Origin of the sequence: Citrobacter sp. Cpo142 (genome assembly GCF_030332425.1) — a bacterium.
GTDB classification, from domain to species: domain Bacteria; phylum Pseudomonadota; class Gammaproteobacteria; order Enterobacterales; family Enterobacteriaceae; genus Citrobacter; species Citrobacter portucalensis.
The window spans coordinates 19014-37138 of the sequence record NZ_JAOWHW010000133.1 but is presented as its reverse complement, the minus strand read 5'-3'; the positions used below and the strand labels follow the sequence as shown (position 1 = coordinate 37138).

Here is an 18125-nt window from a genome sequence, read left to right as displayed (position 1 = left end):
GGAGGCTAAAGCATGAAGACGTTTCCTCTGCAAAGTCTGACGCTCGCGCAGGCACAGCAAAAGCAGTTTGCGCTGGTGGATACGCTCTGCCGTCACTTTCCTGGCGCTGATTTTCTGGCGGGTGGTGATTTGGGGCTGGTCCCGGGGCTGAATCAGCCTCGGGTCACGCAGCGTGTGGAAAAGGTACTGGCTGAGGCGTTTCATGCTGAGGCCGCAGCGTTGGTTCAGGGGGCTGGCACCGGGGCTATTCGTGCCGGGCTGGCTGCGTTACTCAAACCCGGCCAGCGGCTGCTGGTTCATGACGCGCCAGTGTATCCTACGACACAGGTGCTCATTGAGCAGATGGGTATTATCCTCGTCAGGGCAGATTTCAACGATCTTAAGACCATAAAGCAGTTCATTGAAGAGCATCGCCCTGATGCTGCGCTGGTACAGCATACGCGTCAACAGCCGCAGGATCGTTACGTTTTAGCTGAGGTGCTGGCGGAGATTACGCAGTGTGGCGTACCGACGTTGACCGATGATAACTACGCGGTGATGAAAGTCGATCGTATCGGTTGTGAATGCGGGGCGACGCTGTCTACTTTTTCGTGCTTTAAACTCTTCGGCCCGGAAGGCGTCGGAGCGGTGGTCGGCAAGGCGGAGGCTATCGCTAAAATCCGCGCGACGTTTTATTCCGGCGGCAGCCAGATCCAGGGGGCGCAGGCGCTGGAAGTGCTTCGTGGCCTGGTTTTCGCGCCAGTGATGCATGCAGTACAGGCTGGCGTTTCCGAACGTCTGCTAACGATTCTCAATAGCGGCGTGCTACCCGAGGTGAAAAAGGCGGTTATCGCTAATGCCCAGTCGAAGGTGCTGATTGTGGAGTTTCATCAGCCGATTGCCGCCCGTGTGCTGAAAGCGGCGCAAGAGAGAGGTGCGCTGCCATACCCGGTGGGGGCTGAGTCGAAGTATGAGATCCCTCCGCTGTTCTATCGCCTTTCGGGGACGTTTCGCGAAGCGAACCCGTCGTTGGGTGATTATGCGATTCGTATCAATCCAAACCGCAGTGGAGAAGAGACGGTGCTGCGTATTTTGCGAGAAAGCGTGAGTGCGATGACGTTTGAATGAGCATCTAATCTATAAATGCAAAAACCGGGAAGCTCCCGGTTTTTTGTATCTGCGCAATCGCTTCTATTACTGATCTGCAGCCGGGCCACAGCCACCAATAATTTTAGAAATTGAAATTGCTGGATGCAGGAAATAATCGTAGCTGCAGTTATTTTTTTTGTTTTCGATATGACCAGTACACGCGGTCAGTGTAGCCAGAACCCCAGCAACAATAGTGATCTTTGCAAATTTAAACATGTCAAAATCCTTGTTAGATATCTATTTCTAAATGGATGAAATCCATTTTTCGACGGTTAAGATATCAACTAACATAAACTTTAAGTAGTCCAGAAAAGGACATGTCTGTTTATATATAAAACATACGATTAGTGAATTGGATTCAAATAAAAAAGCCTGGTATTAATAAATAATACCAGGCTGCTGGGTTTAATTAATTAGCGGAATGTTTTTCTGAAATTCAACATAAAGCCTTTATCGCTGATGTTGTCCTCTTTCCACTGGTAAGCGTCCAGATTCAGGCTGGCATCTTTGGTGCTGTACTTCACGCCGACCGTCGCCAGACCGTTGACGCCGCCGCCTTTTTGGTCGTCGTCTACGCTAAAGGACTGGCCTGCGGCACCTTGCAACGACGCGGTACGCTGGCTTTTGCTGTAGCTCAGGTTCGGACCACCTTCCAGTGTGGCGCTGGCGCTCCAGCCATTTTCACCGGTATAGTCGAACTTCATTCCGACAATGGAATCTACGGCGGTTTCGCTGCCAGCGTTCATCGACAGGTTGAAGTCCCCCGCGCTGCGCTCTTTGTAGCCGCCTTCCAGCGTGTGACGGAATTTCACCCCGGCGTACGGCGTGACTTTCAGCGTATCATTCATCAGCGTGAAGGTTTTCGCCCCTTCGCTGCGGAACTCAAGATACTGTTGGTGTACGTCGGAGTCCGCTACTTTGTTGGTATCGCCATAAGAGACAGAGCGGCTGCTGTCGAGGTTGTGGAGGTCATAACGCAGGCTGTTATTCCAGGCCAGACCTTCATCAAACGCCATGCTGTGCTTCAGACCAAAGAACTGGCTGTAGCCGCCGGTCAGGCCGTTGTCGCCCGCGGTCTGCGAACCGTCACCGTCCAGACGCGCTATACCGTACTCCAGCGTCAGATTCTGGCTGGCGGTCAGATCCAACGTCTGGCGCAATGCGAGCATGTCGTACTGGGTATCGTTGCCCAGCTCGGCGCGTGGATCTCCTTTTGCCACCACGTTGAACGCCAGACCATCTTTAATTTGCGGCGCGGCATCGGCCAGCATCGTAAAACGGTTGCTTAATACCCGTGCTTCCCGGAATACCGTGGTGGCCTGGCTGCCGCTGACCTGCTTCAGTGCGCTGTTGAGTTCGGCGGTCGTGCCGACGTTGAGGCTGGTGTACAGCTCGTTGTTGGTGTAGCCCGCATCCAGGGCGCTTGCCACATCGGATACGCTGCTGTCGGTTGCGACATCCGCGTAGGCGTTTTTGATCATGGTGACGTCCACATTACCGTCGGCGTCCTGGCTGCCGTTAGCGTTCCACACGACAGAAGTGGACTGGATTGCGCTGGCATCTGACAAGTTGTTGCCTTCGACCACGTTGTCAAAGCTGACGGTAGTATCGGCGGTGCCTGCGGTAAAGCCAGTATTGATACCGACGCCATTCATGCTGGCGTTGCTCACTTTCAACTGGCCTGCGCTGCCGTCGGCGCTGGTGCCGACCACGTAGCCGGAAAGATCGTTCGTCCCTGACGATGTAGCGGTGCTGTCAGCGGTCACGGTTGTCGTGCCGTTGTTAACGGTGGGCTCTGTCGGGGCGGTAAAGTCAACATAATGCACTTCCGTGCCGTCGCCGTTTTCGCCGCTGCCTTCGATGGTTTTACCTTGCTGCTTGATAAAGCCGGAGTTTGTCACGCTGTCGTCGATATAGACCGTGCCGTTGTTGACAATATGACCGTTGCTGCCCAACTGGCTAAAGGCGTAGGAGTTGCTGGCATAGATATTAATCGCACCATTGTTTTCGATGACGGCATCGGATTTGGCGTTGGATTCCAGCTGCATTGCTACCATGCCGGTATCACTGGTTCCTTCTGTTCCCAGATTAATTACGCCGTTGTTTACCATTTTTGCGCTGCCGGAAGCTGACATGGCGACGGTATTATTGCCGCTGGCGTTGATAACGCCATCATTAATTACCTTACCGCCATTTGCGCTGGCGGTTTTAACCTTACCGTTGAACGTTCCCGCGTTATAGAAGGTAAACGCACTGCTGGCGATATTCATCGTGCCATCAACTTCGCCCCAGTTGTTCAGCGTTCCTTTCCACATATCTTCCGGCACGCTGAGCACGCCACTGCTCAAATTATTGAAGGTGGCACCCTGGGCTATGGCTGCATCATTTACCGTACCGTTGTTGTTAAATACGGTGGCAGCGTTGAAATTGATTTTGTTAATCGTACCTTCATTGCTCACTACGCCAGTAGTGTTTTCCAGCATCAGTGTGCCAATATACCCTTGGTTATCCAGCGTCCCTTTCCACATCTCGACTTTGTTAACAGAGGCTGTGTTACCGTTAATGACCGTTGAGCCGCCACCTACGGTTAATGTGCCGGTAACTTCGCCACCGTTCGTGAATGTGCTCCCGCCTTCCGCATCAACAGAGCCTATTTTACCGCTGTTGGTAATCGTACCGCCCTGGGAGGAAACCGTACCGGAAATCTCTCCGTTATTAGTTAGCATTCCCTTATCAAGACTGATATCGCTATTAAGCGTACCGCTGGTGTTATTCGAAAGATTGCCACTCTCAATAACAGAGATATTATCGGTGTTGACCGTGCCATCATTACCCACTTTACCGGAAACATATATGTTATTGGGTGACGTCATGTTTTCACCCTCGGCGGTGATAAGACCGTCAGCATAGTTCAACGAGACATTTGTATCGGTTGGGTTATATTCCGCGCTGTCCTGGCAATCATCGCCGATACAGACCGTACCGTAGTTAATTACCATGCTGCTGCTATCGGCAAAAAATGGTTTGCCATAATCAGCATCAATATTGATAACCCCGGTCGTGTCGTTCACCACCGTACCACCGTTTAATGCCGCCATGCCAACCAGTTGGTTTTCATCGGTTTTTGTTACGCCTTCGTCTGCGGTCAGCGTAATGATGCCCTGGTTAATCGCCGTCCCGCCATTGAGCGCCATCATGCCGAAGCCGGCGTTGTTGACGGTTATCGTGCCAGTATTGGTTGCCGTGGCGTCGCCGTTTCCTTTATCCGTTGAGCCTGCGACCATGCCGGAACTGGTCAGATAAAGGGATGACGGATGCCAGTACGTACTGCCGAGGGTATTGCCTTCTTCATCCAGCGTCGGGACAAAGCCGTCCAGGTCGATATCACCTGCATTCAGCGCCGTTCCTTTACTGGCTGAGACACCATATACGCCAGCCCCCTGCAGGTGAATGGTTGCGCCTTCATCGTTAATGACGTTGCCGTATGCGGAGGCCAGCATTGCATAGAAGGTGTGGGTGTACCAGACTATGGGATATGAGGAAGTACCGTCGTCGCCTGCTGGCGTCTGATCGGTAATGACGGTGATATCACCGCCGGATTTGTTATGAACAACACTCTCTTTGCCACTGGCGGAAGCAATAGCGATATTATCATCGCCGCCGCTGCTGGTAGCATAGACCAGAATATTTCCGTTGTTGGTTATTTCAGCGCCATTATCAGCACGCATAACGGAATATACGCCGTTGCTGGTAATATCGCCTCGGTTATCAATAGATGTGCCTTCCCCATTAGCCATGAGCAGGGCATTGTCGGTGTAATAGTTCGAGTTTTTGTAACTGACATTAATATCAATAGCGGAATCTTCATCCAGAACCAGAGAACCGCCGTTGGCTACCTGCGCCAGTATGACACTACCACCTGCTATAGTGGTGGTATCCACAGTAGATTGACCGCTCAGCACAACTTCGCTGTTGCCATCAATCTCAATGCCCGTGATAGTTACAAAATCATAACCCGGGGTTCCGCTGTTGTGGGTGATGTCAATACCGCCAGTAATGTTAGCGCTGTTACCGTCGCCCGTTACGTTCAGGCCAACAGCGTCCAGATACTGCCCATTGCCCGTGGCCAGGTCGTTAACGTCAATGTTAAGTTCGCCGTCAAGAGCAATAGTATTATTGTTGCCGCTGATGCTGACGCCGGTCAGTGGCGTATTACTGGTAATTTTTGAATCCGGCGCATAGTCGGCACTCATGTTGACGTCGCCTACGATATTCACCGTATTGCTGTTGCCGCTAATGCTCACGCCGGTTGCGCCGCGAAATATATCATCGCTGTCCTGGGCGGAGATAACGTTGATATTGCCGTCCAGAGAAACCAGTGAACCCTCACCACTTACCTGTGCGCCCGTACCGTTGAGGCTGGTATTGATATCGCCGTTGCTGTTAAATGTATTTTGTTTACCGGCAATAACGAAACCAACAGAACCTTCGCCACTCACCGTTGTTTGACCGCTGTTAACGAGTTTGCCACCCTCTCCGTTGATGGTGAGTCCCGTCGCGCCATTGATAACCAGCAGGTCGCCATTCTGCGTCAGCCTCGCGTTATTGCCTGTAATGGTGGAGATGGTTGAACCTGCGCCATCAACGGTCATATTACCTGTATTGATTATTCGGGCGTTGTCGCCATCAATATAGGTACCCGTTGCACCGTCAGCAATAACCTGATCCCCTTCATTGATAACGAGCGCATTATCACCGTCGATATACAGGCCCGTTGAGCCTTCGCCGCTGACGGTGGAAGTACCTGTGTTATCGACAATGGCGCCATCACCGATGATTTTTGCTCCGGTGGCGCCGTCCAAAATGTTCAGGTTACCGTCGTTGGCGACTTGTGCATTATTACCGTTAATAATCGAGCCAGTGGAGTCTTTGCCGCTAATGTCGGAGATACCTGTATTGCTAATCGACATATTGTCGCCATCGAAAACGATGCCGGTGCCGCCACCGCTGACGGTAACGTCGCCGGAAAAGGTGGAGGAGGTGCTATTACCGGAAATCAGCGCGCCTGTTGCCCCATCTACTGTCGTATGGCCTGAAATCGTATTGGTCGTGTTATCGCCGGTAATCACCAGACCCACAGCGCCGCCAGTAACGGTGGAATCGCCAGTCAGCGTGTTGTGGGTCTTATCGCCGGAAATAATTGCAGCGGTATTGTTTGCGCCACTGATCTCCAACCCGCGATCGGTGATATTGGTCGTGCCATCGCCAGCAATGACTTGTGTGTTCTCATTGGCAAGGATTAAGTATCCCCGGCTGTCATACTTCCAGTACTGACCGTTTTCCTGCGTCCCTTCAATTACGGCGGCATTATCGCTGGTAACGTGCCAGCCGGTAATTTGCAGCGTTTTGCCATCCGGCGTGGTGAGTTGCCATTGATCGTTTTGCTGGCTGTAACTGACCGTAGCTTCGCCGAGGCTGGTACCGTTATCCAGTTTGATGTTGTCAAAATGGAGCGTATCTGCACCTTTATCGAGGGTGACGCCGTTGCTGAAGGTAATGACTGAGGTGTCGGGAGGAGTTACATCACCGCCGCCATCGTCGGGAGGAGTTACATCACCGCCGTCATCGTCGGGAGGAGTTACATCACCGCCGTCATCGTCAGGAGGAGTTACATCACCGCCGTCATCGTCAGGAGGAGTTACATCACCGCCGTCATCGTCGGGAGGAGTCACGTCACCACCGTCGTCGTCGGGAGGGGTCACATTACCTCCACCATCGTCGGGAGGGGTCACATTACCTCCACCATCGTCGGGAGGAGTCACATTACCTCCACCATCGTCTGGAGGGGTAACGTCGCCGCCATCGGGTATTGCTGGCGTACTGCTATGATGAGCATCGTGGTCATTGCTGTCTACGCCAATTGCTACTCCTGCGGCAAGCGCCGCAATACCGCCAATGGCCCATCCCCAGTGGTTATCTTGTGTTTTATAATCGGCAAGGCAACGTTTGGAAAGTTTGTCGCGTTCTATTTTAGATAATACGGATACATCAGTAGGGCAATCGTTGTCATCGTCGCTGCTATCTGCGGCTATCGCCGGGAGATAGTAAGTTTGCAACGCAAGAGCAATACCCACGGCAATGAGTTTTTTCCTTTGCATAATCGACATCCTTAAATAAATACGTGCAGAATATGCCATTGAAGGCATAAAGTTATTTTTAGGTATTTTTTGATTTTGCCACTGAATGACCATACTTCGTCAAATTATTCAATGATCATGTATTATTTAGGATGTGAATCCTATTGGTGAGTTACAGGGATATAAATGATTTTTTTACGCGTTTTTTATAAATCAGAATATAAATGTATTTTAATGGTGAATAAAATGAATATTTCTTAATGCAGATTTAAGAATAAATAATGATAAACAGGCGAGAAAAATAAATGCCCTGAATTGGACTGCACCTTACTCAGTTGGGTGTCCAACTTTTGGGGTGCAGCCCAATATCAGGGCATTTTTCAGCGTTCAATTAATAGTTCGAGAACCAGTTCAGCTTATCGCGAAGGCCTACCACACGACCGACGATAATCAGCGCCGGACTTTCAACCTGTTGCGCCAGTTCGCCGAGCTGGGTCAGCACGCCATTGACGACGCGTTGCTTCACGGAAGTCCCGTTTTCTACCAATGCAACGGGCATATCAGGCTGCATACCAAATTCGATCAGTTTTTCCTGAATGGTGGCCGCCTGATTCAGACCCATATAGAACACCAGCGTCTGTTTCTCTGCCGCCAGGTTTTCCCAGTCCAGCTCACCACCGGTTTTCAGGTGTCCGGTAACCAGACGAACGCTCTGGGCGTAATCACGATGAGTCAGTGGAATGCCGGAATAGGCGGAACAACCGGAGGCGGCGGTAATACCGGGTACTACAGAGAATGGAATACCGGCATGGCACAGGGTTTCCAGCTCTTCGCCACCGCGGCCAAAGATGAACGGGTCGCCACCTTTCAGTCGAACCACGCGTTTACCCTGTTGCGCTTCACGCAGCAGGATCTGGTTGATCTCTTCCTGCGGTACGCAGTGATAGCCCGCACGTTTACCGACGAACACCCGGTCTGCATCGCGGCGTACAAGGTTCATGATGTCGTCGGAAACCAGACGGTCATAGACCACGACATCCGCTTGCTGGATCTGCTGTAGCCCTTTCAGCGTCAGCAGGCCGGCATCGCCAGGACCAGCGCCAACCAGTACCACTTCACCACGGTGATCCAGTGGTTCGCTGAGCATGTGCTCGGTGGTTTCCTCGACGGCTTTCAGGTCATTGTTCGCCAGCGACTGCGCCAGGCGGTCATTCACGAACAATTTTTCCCAGAAGCGGCGACGCTCACCCATGCTGGCAAACTGCTGCTTCACGCGGGAGCGCAACTTGCCGGCATACTGTGCGACCTGGCCCAAATGCTGAGGCAGTACGGATTCAAGCCTTTCACGCAGCAGACGGGCCAGCACTGGCGATGTCCCGCCGGAGGAGACCGCCACCATCAGCGGCGAGCGGTCGATGATGGAGGGCATGATAAAACTGGCTGCTTTTGGCGCATCGACCACGTTGCAGAAGATACGACGTGATTCTGCGGCGGTGCTGACGCTTTGGTTGACGGCATCGTCATCGGTGGCGGCAATAGCCAGCCAGCAGGTGTCGAGCAGGGACTCATCGAACGGCCCCTCCACCAGCGTCAGCATGCCTTCATCTGCCCATACGGTGAACTGTGGAATAAACGCCAGCGCATTAACCGTTAAACGGGCGCCCGCTTCCAGCAGTAACCGCGCTTTGCGTTCTGCGACATCACCACCGCCGACGATCAAGCAGTCGCGGTCACGTAGTTGACAAAATATAGGCAAATGATCCACGACATTACCCCTTAATTATTGGCAGCAGCCTCAGAATCTACCCATTAGGCTATCTTATTTGTCAGTTTGTCCCTGGGCAGTGCTCGCAATCCTCACGTACTGCATGTACGTTCCGGTTGTTCCGCGCTGTCCGTGTTCAAACTGCCTGCATCGAATACGCCTACTGGGCAAGATTTTCAGCTTGATTGATTTTTACCGGAGCCGGACGCTCCGATTTTGGCGTAGCATACCAATAACCTAATCCCATGAATACGACACCGGACAAAGTATTACCGAGTGTCACCCACAGCAGGTTATGACCAATTCCTGACAGGGTATAGGCTTCGCTGTGATGGCCGAACCAGGAGAGGGCAAACAGCGTCATGTTGGCAACGGAGTGCTCGTAGCCGGAAGCGATAAACGCCAGCAGACACCACCAGATAGCGAGGAATTTTGCCGCGCCTTCGGTACGGATTGCCATCCAGATTGCCAGACAAACCAACCAGTTACACAGTGCCCCTTTAAAGAACAGCACCATCGCAGGCGCGGTGGTTTTCGCCAGAGCAACAGAATGGACGATGCTGGTATCGACCGGCAGCAGGCTACCGCCGCCCCAGCTGTAAAGCAGAGCGACAAACACGGAACCGACCAGGTTACCCAGCCAGGTTTTTGGCAGGATTGCCCACATCTGGCCGTGACTTATGGTGCCCGCTTTGACGCCGAGCGTCAGGAACATGGTATGTCCGGTGAACAGTTCAGAACCGGCAATAATGACCAGTGTTAAGGCAATACCAAAGGTTGCACCCATCACCAGAGGACGAACGGACGGGTCGAGCAGATTACCGAGGGTGAAAATAAGAATGATGCCGAGACCAACATAGGCTCCCGCCATTGCCGAACTAATCCAGAATCCGAGCGGGTTATTAGCCGACAGGCGTGCGATGCGCGCAGCGTTAGCCGCACACTTATTGATAGTGTCTGTGAACATGTGTTGATTATCCTTGAAGTACAAACAATAAAAAGAAATCGTAACCGTAGGCCGGATAAGGCATTTATGCCGCCATCCGGCAATGTGCTTGTGCAATTGCCTGATGGCGCTACGCTTATCAGGCCTACTAATAAAAGACCTACAAATACGTCAAAAAAGGGGAGGCGTTGCGCCTCCCAAAAATTTATTAACCGCGCAGTTGCACCGTGCCGTCTTTCACTCGCGCTTCGTAATGTTTCACGGAGAACTGTTCGTCTTCCATGCACAAACCGTCGCTTAAGCGAAAACGCTGCTTTTTCAGCGGGCTGGCAACCCACAATTCGCCCTGATGTTCAGCAATCAGCCCACGAGAAAGCACGCTGGACTCAAAGAACGGGTCGATGTTGCTGATCGCAAACACCTGGTCGCTGTGATACGGGCGGAAAATCGCAACCTGCTCGTTACCTAACAGGGCGCAGACGCCTGTTGCAGGCAGAATGTCATCGATTTTGCAGATGTTTTTCCACTGGCTCATGCGTTTTCCTCCACCAGAGTCACCGGGATACGCTCATAAGGCGTGGCCGGACGATGTTGTTCACGTTCAGGCACAACCTGGACATTCGGATCGCGTTTTTCGCTGTTGATAAAGTGTTTGAAGCGAACCTGCGCGGATGGGGTGTTAACGGTTTCTGTCCACTCACACACCACTGCTTCACGCAGACGAGCCATCTCTTCTTCCAGGTGCTGGTTCAGGCCCAGCTTGTCGTCGATGATGACGGACTTCAGATACTCGATACCGCCTTCCAGATTGTCTAACCACGGTGCGGTACGGGTCAGTTTGTCAGCGGTACGGATGTAGAACATCATGAAACGGTCAAGGTACTTGAGCAGAGTTTCGCGATCGATATCCGCGGCCAGCAGGTCCGCATGACGAGGTTTCATCCCGCCGTTACCGCAAACGTACAGGTTCCAGCCTTTCTCAGTGGCGATGATACCCACGTCTTTGCCCTGAGCTTCCGCACATTCACGGGTACAGCCGGAGACGCCGAATTTCATTTTGTGCGGGGTACGGATGCCTTTGTAGCGATTTTCCAGCTCCACGCCGAAGCCAACGCTATCGCCGACGCCGTAACGGCACCAGGTGCTGCCTACGCAGGTTTTCGCCATACGCAGCGCTTTGGCGTACGCGTGGCCGGTTTCAAAACCGGCTTCAATCAGCTGACGCCAGATTTCCGGCAGGTCATCTTTCTGCGCGCCGAACAGACCGATACGCTGAGAACCGGTAATTTTGGTGTACAGGTTAAACTCACGCGCGATACGGCCCACAGCCACCAGGCCTTCAGGGGTAATTTCGCCACCCGCAGAGCGCGGGATCACGGAGTAAGTACCGTCTTTCTGGATGTTCGCCAGGAAGTTGTCGTTGGTGTCCTGCAACGGCGTGTGCTGTGGTTTGAGGATGTACTCATTCCAGCAGGAAGCCAGCAGGGAACCGACGGTCGGTTTACACACTTCGCAGCCGTAGCCTTTCCCGTGTTTTGCCAGTAGCTCTTCGAAGGTTTTGATGCCTTCTACGCGGATGAGATGGAACAGTTCCTGACGTGAGTACGGGAAGTGTTCGCACAGGTTGTTGTTAACTTCGATACCCTGTTTCGCCAGTTCGGCGTTCAGGACCTGCGTTACCAGTGGGATACACCCACCGCAACCGGTACCCGCTTTGGTTTCCGCTTTCAGCGCCGCAACGGTATGGCAGCCTTTGTTGATAGCGGCAATCAGCATGCCTTTGGTGACATCGAAGCAGGAGCAAATCTGCGCGCTGTCCGGCAGTTTATCGACACCGATAGACGGCTTACCGCTGCCCGCATGTGCTGGCAGAATCAGTGAATCCGGGTTTTCCGGCAGCTCGATGGCGTTCAGCACCAGTTGCAGCAGATTGCCGTAATCGCTGGTATCGCCCACCAGAACCGCGCCGAGCAGGGTTTTGTTATCTTCGCTAACGATGAGGCGTTTGTAGACTTCTTTGCTTTCGTCGAGATAGACATAGCTACGTGCGCCCGGCGTGCGCGCATGCGCGTCGCCAATACCGCCGACGTCAACGCCGAGCAGCTTCAGCTTGGCGCTCAGGTCCGCGCCTTCAAAGGCGTTTTCAGTTTCGAGAATATGGTCAACGGCAACCTGCGCCATTTTGTAGCCCGGAGCGACCAGACCATACACGCGGTTGTTCCAGCTGGCGCATTCGCCGATAGCATAGATGTCCGGGTCAGAGGTCTGGCAGGTGTCGTTAATGACGATACCGCCGCGAGGGGCGACGTCCAGGCCGCACTGGGTGGCCAGTTTGTCGCGTGGACGAATACCGGTAGAGAAGACGATGAAATCGACTTCCAGTTCGCTACCGTCGGCAAAACGCATGGTTTTGCGCGCTTCGGTGCCTTCCTGAACGATCTCTTTGGTGTTTTTGCTGGTGTGCACACGCACGCCCATGCTTTCAATTTTGCGACGTAACTGCTCGCCACCCATATGATCCAGCTGTTCAGCCATCAGCATTGGGGCGAATTCAATCACGTGGGTTTCAACGCCGAGGCTTTTCAGCGCGCCGGCGGCTTCCAGGCCCAGCAGGCCACCGCCGACCACGGCACCGCGTTTGCTGCGGCGCGCGCAAGACTCAATGGCGTTGAGGTCTTCGATGGTGCGGTAAACGAAGCAGTCCTGGGTTTCCGAACCTTTAATCGGTGGGATCCACGGGTAAGAGCCCGTCGCCATGATCAGCTTATCGTAGTAAACCGTACGACCTGCGCTGGAGTGGATCACCTTCTCCTGGCGGTTAATGGTAATTGCGCGCTCGCCCACTAACACCTTAACGCCGTGCTTCTCGTAGAATCCTTCACGCACCAGAGAAAGCTCTTCAGCGGTGTGGTGGGAGAAGTAGGAAGACAGGTGTACGCGGTCGTACGCTTTGCGGGGTTCTTCACAGAAGACGGTAATATCAAAATTGGCAGCGTCGGATTTATCAAGAAGATCCTCAATAAAGCGATGGCCGACCATACCATTACCGATAATAGCGAGTCTGACTTTGCTCATTTTTGCCTCGATTTCTTTTCTATTACTGCCTACCTTAACGATTCAGCAACCGCGCTTATTGATGCAAATCAAATTCGCCCTTATATACTCCTTAAGAGGTATATAACTGATTTGTCAGCATTTTTATAAGTGACGGAATTATTTGGGTTTTCGTGTTTGTATAAATAGCGTACAAATTAAGGGGTTTTTGTAAGAATTGGCCTACATGACCAGTGAAAGAAGAGAGGAGGGGAAAATATGCCGGATGATGTGGATACCATCCGGCAGTGAGATTAATGCGCTGCTGGGGCGTTATGCTGGCGATGACGCGTGACAAACCCAAGAATAAAGCACATCACGAATACAACCGCATACAAGCCGTTAGCCGTTTGCAATGCCGCCTGCGGGCCGCTGTGTGCCACGATAGGGCCGGTGACGACGAAAGTGAGCATAGTGCCGATGGTGCCGCAGGTCAGAACGAAGTTAACCAGTTTGGGTGAGGCGACCTTCGTCTGCTGGGAGCCAAGGGTAATGATGGTGGTATAAATCGCGCTGGAGAAGAAGCCCAGCGTCATAATAAACCACGGCATATGCTCTGGCGTACCGGTGATAAACAGATACATCAGGACGGTAGCCAGACCCGCCAGTACGGTCAGGATGCGCTGCAAATCGAAGAAACGCAGAATAAAGCTAAATGCCCACATGCCAACCATGTAAGACATCCAGAAGTCGCTGACCAGTTTACCCGCATCGTTCAGGCTCATGCCCAGACTTTTGGCGTACTCCGGGACCCAGGAGATAAAACCCAACTGACCGAGGATGTAGCACAGTGCAGCGATCGCCAGAAACAGCACGCCAATCCCCCATTTTTCTTTTACTACCGGCGCGTCTGACTGCTGAGCGTGTTTACCCAGTGCCGGGAATTCACAACCGAAGGTCAGCAGGAAAATGGCGACGTATACGAGGCCGATGCAGGCATAGACCCAATACCATTCGATGCTGCGCGCTAACAAGAACGCGGCAACCATCGGGAAAATCATGCCGGCCATGCTGAAGAAAGAGTCAGTAAACAGCAGGCGGGAACCGCGCTGGCGACCTTCATACATTTGAGTTACCAGGAACGTACCAATCGACATGGTAATACCGCTCACCAGACCCAATACAAACATGGCGGCGGAGAACAAGGCCAGGCTATGGCTGAACATCAGTCCGGCAACGGCCAGTACCATCAGGATAAAGCCGAAGCGCAACTGGGTTTTCAGTGGCACGATTTCCATTAACCATGCATTCAGAAAGATAGAGATCAGAATGCCGGCATTCAGGAAGGTGAAGGTGTTACTCATGCTGGAAACGGGCAAATGGAAGTAATCTGCGATGTTTCCCATCACCATCCCGGTGACAATTACCAACGCACCTGTCAGGGCGTAGGAGAGAAAGCTAATCCATGTGAGCTTGATGCGATTGCTGTTAGTCATGACTGGCCTGTATAGAAGTGTAAGGCGCATTGACTGCGCCGTGAGCGGGCAGATTTTAGGCGCTTTAGTGACGCATTTAAATATTTATTGGTAATAACTTGGTGCGTTACATTTTTCTATGTGATCTTGATCACATAGATACTTGCAGCCATGAGGTTACATTTGTTTCAGGTACGTAAAATTAAGTAAAGGGATGGCCTTGTCCTTGAAGGCTCTTTAGAATCAATTCACTTGCTTCATTTCTGCTCTTGTTAAGGAATTCTCATGCTCAAATCGACTCTGGCGGCTGTTGCAGCTGTTCTCGCTCTTTCTGCTCTCTCTCCCGCAGCACTGGCAGCAAAAGGTGATCCACATGTTCTGCTGACAACCTCTGCTGGTAACATTGAGCTGGAGCTGAACAGTCAGAAAGCCCCGGTTTCAGTGCAAAACTTTGTCGATTATGTCAACAGTGGTTTCTATAACAACACCACGTTCCACCGTGTGATCCCAGGCTTCATGGTGCAGGGTGGCGGTTTTACCGAGCAGATGCAGCAGAAGAAACCTAATCCGCCAATCAAGAATGAAGCCGATAACGGACTGCGTAACACTCGCGGCACGATTGCTATGGCGCGTACAGCGGATAAAGACAGCGCGACCAGCCAGTTCTTTATCAACATTGCAGATAACGCTTTCCTCGATCACGGCCAGCGCGACTTTGGCTACGCTGTTTTTGGTAAAGTTGTGAAAGGTATGGATGTCGCGGATAAGATCTCTCAGGTACAGACCCATGATGTCGGTCCATACCAGAATGTCCCGTCAAAACCGATTGTTATCCTTTCTGCTAAAGTCCTGCCGTAATCGTATCTTGCGCGGGTAGTTCTTGCCCGCGTTCACCCCTCTCTCTGCGTAACCCGAAATTGCTGCTTATACTTGTGGCAAGTGTCGGCTCATTCAGGGAGGTCACGTGAAAAAACTCACCGATAAACAAAAGTCCAGGCTGTGGGAACAACGGCGAAACGCCAATTTCCAGGCCAGCCGACGGCTGGAAGGCGTAGATATTCCGCGGGTTACTCTGAGTGCTGAAGACGCTCTGGCGCGTCTTGAAGAGCTGAGGAGGCACTATGAGCGATAAATTCGGTGATGGTCGCGACCCGTATTTATATCCGGGCCTGAATGTCATGCGTAACCGTCTGGGGATTCATCAGGCGCAGCGTTTAGCGCAGGCGGCTTATGAACTGACAGCGCTGCGTGCGGCGACTATCGAATTGGGGCCGCTTAAACGGGGCTTACCGCACCTGTGCGCCATTCATCGCCAGCTGTATCGGGATATTTTTGACTGGGCGGGACTCCTGCGCGAAGTCGATATTTACCAGGGCGATACTCGCTTTTGCCATTTCGCCTATATCGAGAAAGAGGGCAATGCGCTGATGCAGGACCTGGAAGATGAGTCCTGGCTGGTGGGATTGCCGGAAGACAAGTTTGTCGATCGTCTTGCGCACTATTATTGCGAAATCAATGTGCTGCATCCGTTTCGCATTGGCAGTGGCCTGGCGCAGCGTATTTTCTTCGAACAGTTAGCGATTCATGCCGGGTATATGCTGAGCTGGGATGGCATTCCGGTTGAAGAGTGGAATCAGGCTAATCAGAGTGGGGCGATGGGTGACCTGTCTGCATTGCGGGCGATATTTCGTAAAGTGGTAAGCGAAGCCCCGGAAACTGAGTAGAATAGCGCGGTTCTTATGTACCGGAGCCGCCATGATCCTGCTTATTGATAACTATGATTCTTTTACCTGGAACCTGTACCAATACTTCTGCGAACTGGGCGCTGATGTCCTTGTCCGGCGCAACGACGATCTGACGCTGGCGCAAATCGATGCGCTGAACCCGCAAAAAATCGTGATTTCCCCTGGGCCATGCACGCCGGATGACGCCGGTATCTCACTGGACGTTATTCGTCATTTCGCCGGTAAGCTTCCCTTGTTGGGTGTTTGTCTTGGTCACCAGGCGATGGCGCAGGCCTTTGGCGCGAACGTAGTTCGGGCGGCTAAAGTGATGCACGGTAAAACCTCGCCGATTACCCATACCGGGCAGGGTGTTTTTCAGGGACTCGCTAACCCATTAACGGTAACGCGCTACCACTCTCTGGTGGTTGCTCCTGAGACGCTTCCCGAGTGCTTTGAAGTGACAGCATGGAGTGAAACGCTGGAGATAATGGGCATTCGTCACCGCGAGTGGGATATGGAAGGGGTACAGTTTCACCCGGAGAGTATTCTCAGCGAACAGGGGCATCAGCTGCTGGCTAATTTCCTCAATCGCTGATTTGTAGTTGCTATTCAGTGATTTTTTATTCATATTTTGTGATTATAATTTCACTAGCGTTTCTGCTTAACAGGGTGGTAATGACATGGCAACTGAACAAACTGCAATTACGCGCGCGACATTCGATGAAGTGATTCTGCCGATTTATGCACCGGCTGAGTTTATCCCGGTAAAAGGAAAAGGGAGTCGAGTGTGGGATCAACAGGGCAAAGAGTATGTTGATTTCGCGGGCGGCATTGCAGTGACCGCGTTAGGGCATTGCCATCCGGCATTGGTTGAGGCGTTAAAAACTCAGGGCGAAACCCTGTGGCATACCAGCAACGTTTTCACCAACGAACCGGCGTTGCGCTTAGGCCGTAAAATCATTGATGCGACCTTTGCCGAGCGCGTGCTGTTCATGAACTCCGGTACTGAAGCCAACGAAACCGCCTTTAAGCTGGCGCGCCACTATGCCTGCGTGCGTCATAGCCCGTTCAAAACCAAAATCATTGCCTTCCATAATGCGTTTCACGGCCGTTCGCTGTTTACCGTATCCGTTGGTGGGCAGCCGAAATACTCCGACGGCTTTGGACCAAAGCCAGCGGATATCATCCATGTCCCGTTTAACGATCTGCATGCGGTCAAAGCGGTGATGGACGATCACACCTGCGCGGTGGTGGTTGAGCCTATTCAGGGAGAAGGTGGCGTCACTGCGGCAACGCCGGAATTCCTGCAAGGTTTACGTGAGCTTTGTGACCAGCACCAGGCGCTGTTGGTATTTGATGAAGTGCAGTGCGGGATGGGGCGTACCGGCGATTTGTTTGCCTATATGCACTACGGCGTGACGCCGGATATCCTCACCAGCGCGAAGGCGCTCGGCGGCGGCTTCCCGGTAAGCGCGGTGTTGACCACTCAGGAGATTGCCTCCGCGTTCCACGTGGGCTCGCACGGATCCACTTACGGCGGCAACCCGCTGGCCTGCGCGGTAGCGGGGGCAGCGTTTGATATCATCAACACGCCGGAAGTGCTGGAAGGCATTCAGGCCAAACGTCAGACGTTTGTCCAGCATTTGCACAAGATTGATCAACAGTTCGACATTTTCAGCGATATTCGCGGAATGGGGCTGCTGATTGGCGCCGAGTTGAAGCCGCAGTTTAAAGGCCGGGCGCGCGATTTCCTCTATGCCGCCGCGCACGAAGGGGTGATGGTGCTGAACGCCGGGCCGGACGTAATGCGTTTCGCGCCGTCGCTGGTAGTGGAGCAGGCGGATATCGATGAAGGGATGCAGCGCTTCGCGCAGGCGGTAGCGAAGGTGGTGGGCTGATTGCCGGATGGCGTACAGG

General features: G+C 52.7%; 13 protein-coding genes. 6 read left to right on the top strand and 7 right to left on the bottom strand.

Annotated elements, in window-relative coordinates; translation table 11 throughout:
• The first annotated feature begins 12 nt into the window (after positions 1-12).
• Positions 13-1107 carry an aminotransferase class I/II-fold pyridoxal phosphate-dependent enzyme gene (locus tag OGY18_RS18120; protein ID WP_286553889.1) on the top strand — a complete coding sequence of 365 codons (1095 nt, stop codon included), beginning with the start codon at positions 13-15 and terminating at the stop codon, positions 1105-1107.
• Positions 1108-1173: 66 nt separating this feature from the next.
• Here the strand turns inward: OGY18_RS18120 and OGY18_RS18115 are convergent, their stop codons facing one another.
• The 7 genes from OGY18_RS18115 to tsgA all read right to left on the bottom strand — a co-directional run bounded on the left by OGY18_RS18115 (position 1174) and on the right by tsgA (position 14505).
• A complete protein-coding gene (locus OGY18_RS18115; protein ID WP_042311973.1) occupies positions 1174-1344 on the bottom strand; it encodes a YhfL family protein in 171 nt (56 codons plus the stop codon).
• Between the two features lie 197 nt (positions 1345-1541).
• Positions 1542-7286: a pectate lyase-fold domain-containing protein gene (locus OGY18_RS18110; RefSeq protein WP_286553887.1), complete on the bottom strand. Its 5745-nt coding sequence runs from the start codon at positions 7284-7286 to the stop codon at positions 1542-1544.
• A gap of 370 nt (positions 7287-7656) precedes the next feature.
• Positions 7657-9030 carry a siroheme synthase CysG gene (gene cysG, locus OGY18_RS18105; RefSeq protein ID WP_148361401.1) on the bottom strand — a complete coding sequence of 458 codons (1374 nt, stop codon included), beginning with the start codon at positions 9028-9030 and terminating at the stop codon, positions 7657-7659.
• A 160-nt stretch (positions 9031-9190) separates the two neighbouring features.
• Complete coding sequence (gene nirC / locus OGY18_RS18100) at positions 9191-9997, bottom strand: nitrite transporter NirC (protein WP_003827698.1); 807 nt, start codon at positions 9995-9997, stop codon at positions 9191-9193.
• A gap of 187 nt (positions 9998-10184) precedes the next feature.
• On the bottom strand, positions 10185-10511 hold the full coding sequence (gene nirD, locus OGY18_RS18095) for a nitrite reductase small subunit NirD (RefSeq protein ID WP_003023590.1): 327 nt from the start codon (positions 10509-10511) through the stop codon (positions 10185-10187).
• On the bottom strand, positions 10508-13051 hold the full coding sequence (gene nirB / locus OGY18_RS18090) for an NADPH-nitrite reductase large subunit (RefSeq protein ID WP_003827704.1): 2544 nt from the start codon (positions 13049-13051) through the stop codon (positions 10508-10510). The genes nirD and nirB overlap by 4 nt, the downstream gene beginning before the upstream one ends.
• 272 nt (positions 13052-13323) lie before the next feature.
• On the bottom strand, positions 13324-14505 hold the full coding sequence (gene tsgA, locus OGY18_RS18085) for an MFS transporter TsgA (protein ID WP_048215419.1): 1182 nt from the start codon (positions 14503-14505) through the stop codon (positions 13324-13326).
• Between the two features lie 264 nt (positions 14506-14769).
• Here tsgA and ppiA point away from each other — a divergent pair, with 264 nt between their 5' ends.
• The 5 genes from ppiA (at position 14770) to argD (ending at position 18106) form a co-directional block, all read left to right on the top strand.
• Positions 14770-15342 carry a peptidylprolyl isomerase A gene (gene ppiA / locus OGY18_RS18080; protein ID WP_003023595.1) on the top strand — a complete coding sequence of 191 codons (573 nt, stop codon included), beginning with the start codon at positions 14770-14772 and terminating at the stop codon, positions 15340-15342.
• Between the two features lie 106 nt (positions 15343-15448).
• Positions 15449-15616: a FicA/YhfG family antitoxin gene (gene ficA, locus OGY18_RS18075; RefSeq protein ID WP_003827708.1), complete on the top strand. Its 168-nt coding sequence runs from the start codon at positions 15449-15451 to the stop codon at positions 15614-15616.
• Complete coding sequence (locus OGY18_RS18070; RefSeq protein ID WP_003827710.1) at positions 15606-16208, top strand: putative adenosine monophosphate-protein transferase Fic; 603 nt, start codon at positions 15606-15608, stop codon at positions 16206-16208. Before ficA ends, OGY18_RS18070 begins: the two co-directional genes overlap by 11 nt.
• Positions 16209-16239: 31 nt before the next feature.
• A complete protein-coding gene (gene pabA / locus OGY18_RS18065; RefSeq protein ID WP_286553882.1) occupies positions 16240-16803 on the top strand; it encodes an aminodeoxychorismate synthase component 2 in 564 nt (187 codons plus the stop codon).
• 85 nt (positions 16804-16888) lie between these two features.
• The gene (gene argD, locus OGY18_RS18060) at positions 16889-18106 is read left to right on the top strand and encodes a bifunctional acetylornithine/succinyldiaminopimelate transaminase (protein ID WP_123268774.1); all 1218 of its coding nucleotides are present in this window, start codon (positions 16889-16891) and stop codon (positions 18104-18106) included.
• Positions 18107-18125 lie beyond the last annotated feature (19 nt).

What these genes read in the sequence shown, in the direction of transcription:
- pabA (WP_286553882.1), top strand. Translation starts at nt 16,240, where the DNA reads ATGATCCTGCTTATTGATAACTATGATTCTTTTACCTGGAACCTGTAC.
- ppiA (WP_003023595.1), top strand. Translation starts at nt 14,770, where the DNA reads ATGCTCAAATCGACTCTGGCGGCTGTTGCAGCTGTTCTCGCTCTTTCT.
- OGY18_RS18115 (WP_042311973.1), bottom strand. Translation starts at nt 1,344, where the DNA reads ATGTTTAAATTTGCAAAGATCACTATTGTTGCTGGGGTTCTGGCTACA.
- OGY18_RS18110 (WP_286553887.1), bottom strand. Translation starts at nt 7,286, where the DNA reads ATGCAAAGGAAAAAACTCATTGCCGTGGGTATTGCTCTTGCGTTGCAA.
- OGY18_RS18120 (WP_286553889.1), top strand. Translation starts at nt 13, where the DNA reads ATGAAGACGTTTCCTCTGCAAAGTCTGACGCTCGCGCAGGCACAGCAA.
- OGY18_RS18070 (WP_003827710.1), top strand. Translation starts at nt 15,606, where the DNA reads ATGAGCGATAAATTCGGTGATGGTCGCGACCCGTATTTATATCCGGGC.
- nirB (WP_003827704.1), bottom strand. Translation starts at nt 13,051, where the DNA reads ATGAGCAAAGTCAGACTCGCTATTATCGGTAATGGTATGGTCGGCCAT.
- nirC (WP_003827698.1), bottom strand. Translation starts at nt 9,997, where the DNA reads ATGTTCACAGACACTATCAATAAGTGTGCGGCTAACGCTGCGCGCATC.
- nirD (WP_003023590.1), bottom strand. Translation starts at nt 10,511, where the DNA reads ATGAGCCAGTGGAAAAACATCTGCAAAATCGATGACATTCTGCCTGCA.
- tsgA (WP_048215419.1), bottom strand. Translation starts at nt 14,505, where the DNA reads ATGACTAACAGCAATCGCATCAAGCTCACATGGATTAGCTTTCTCTCC.
- argD (WP_123268774.1), top strand. Translation starts at nt 16,889, where the DNA reads ATGGCAACTGAACAAACTGCAATTACGCGCGCGACATTCGATGAAGTG.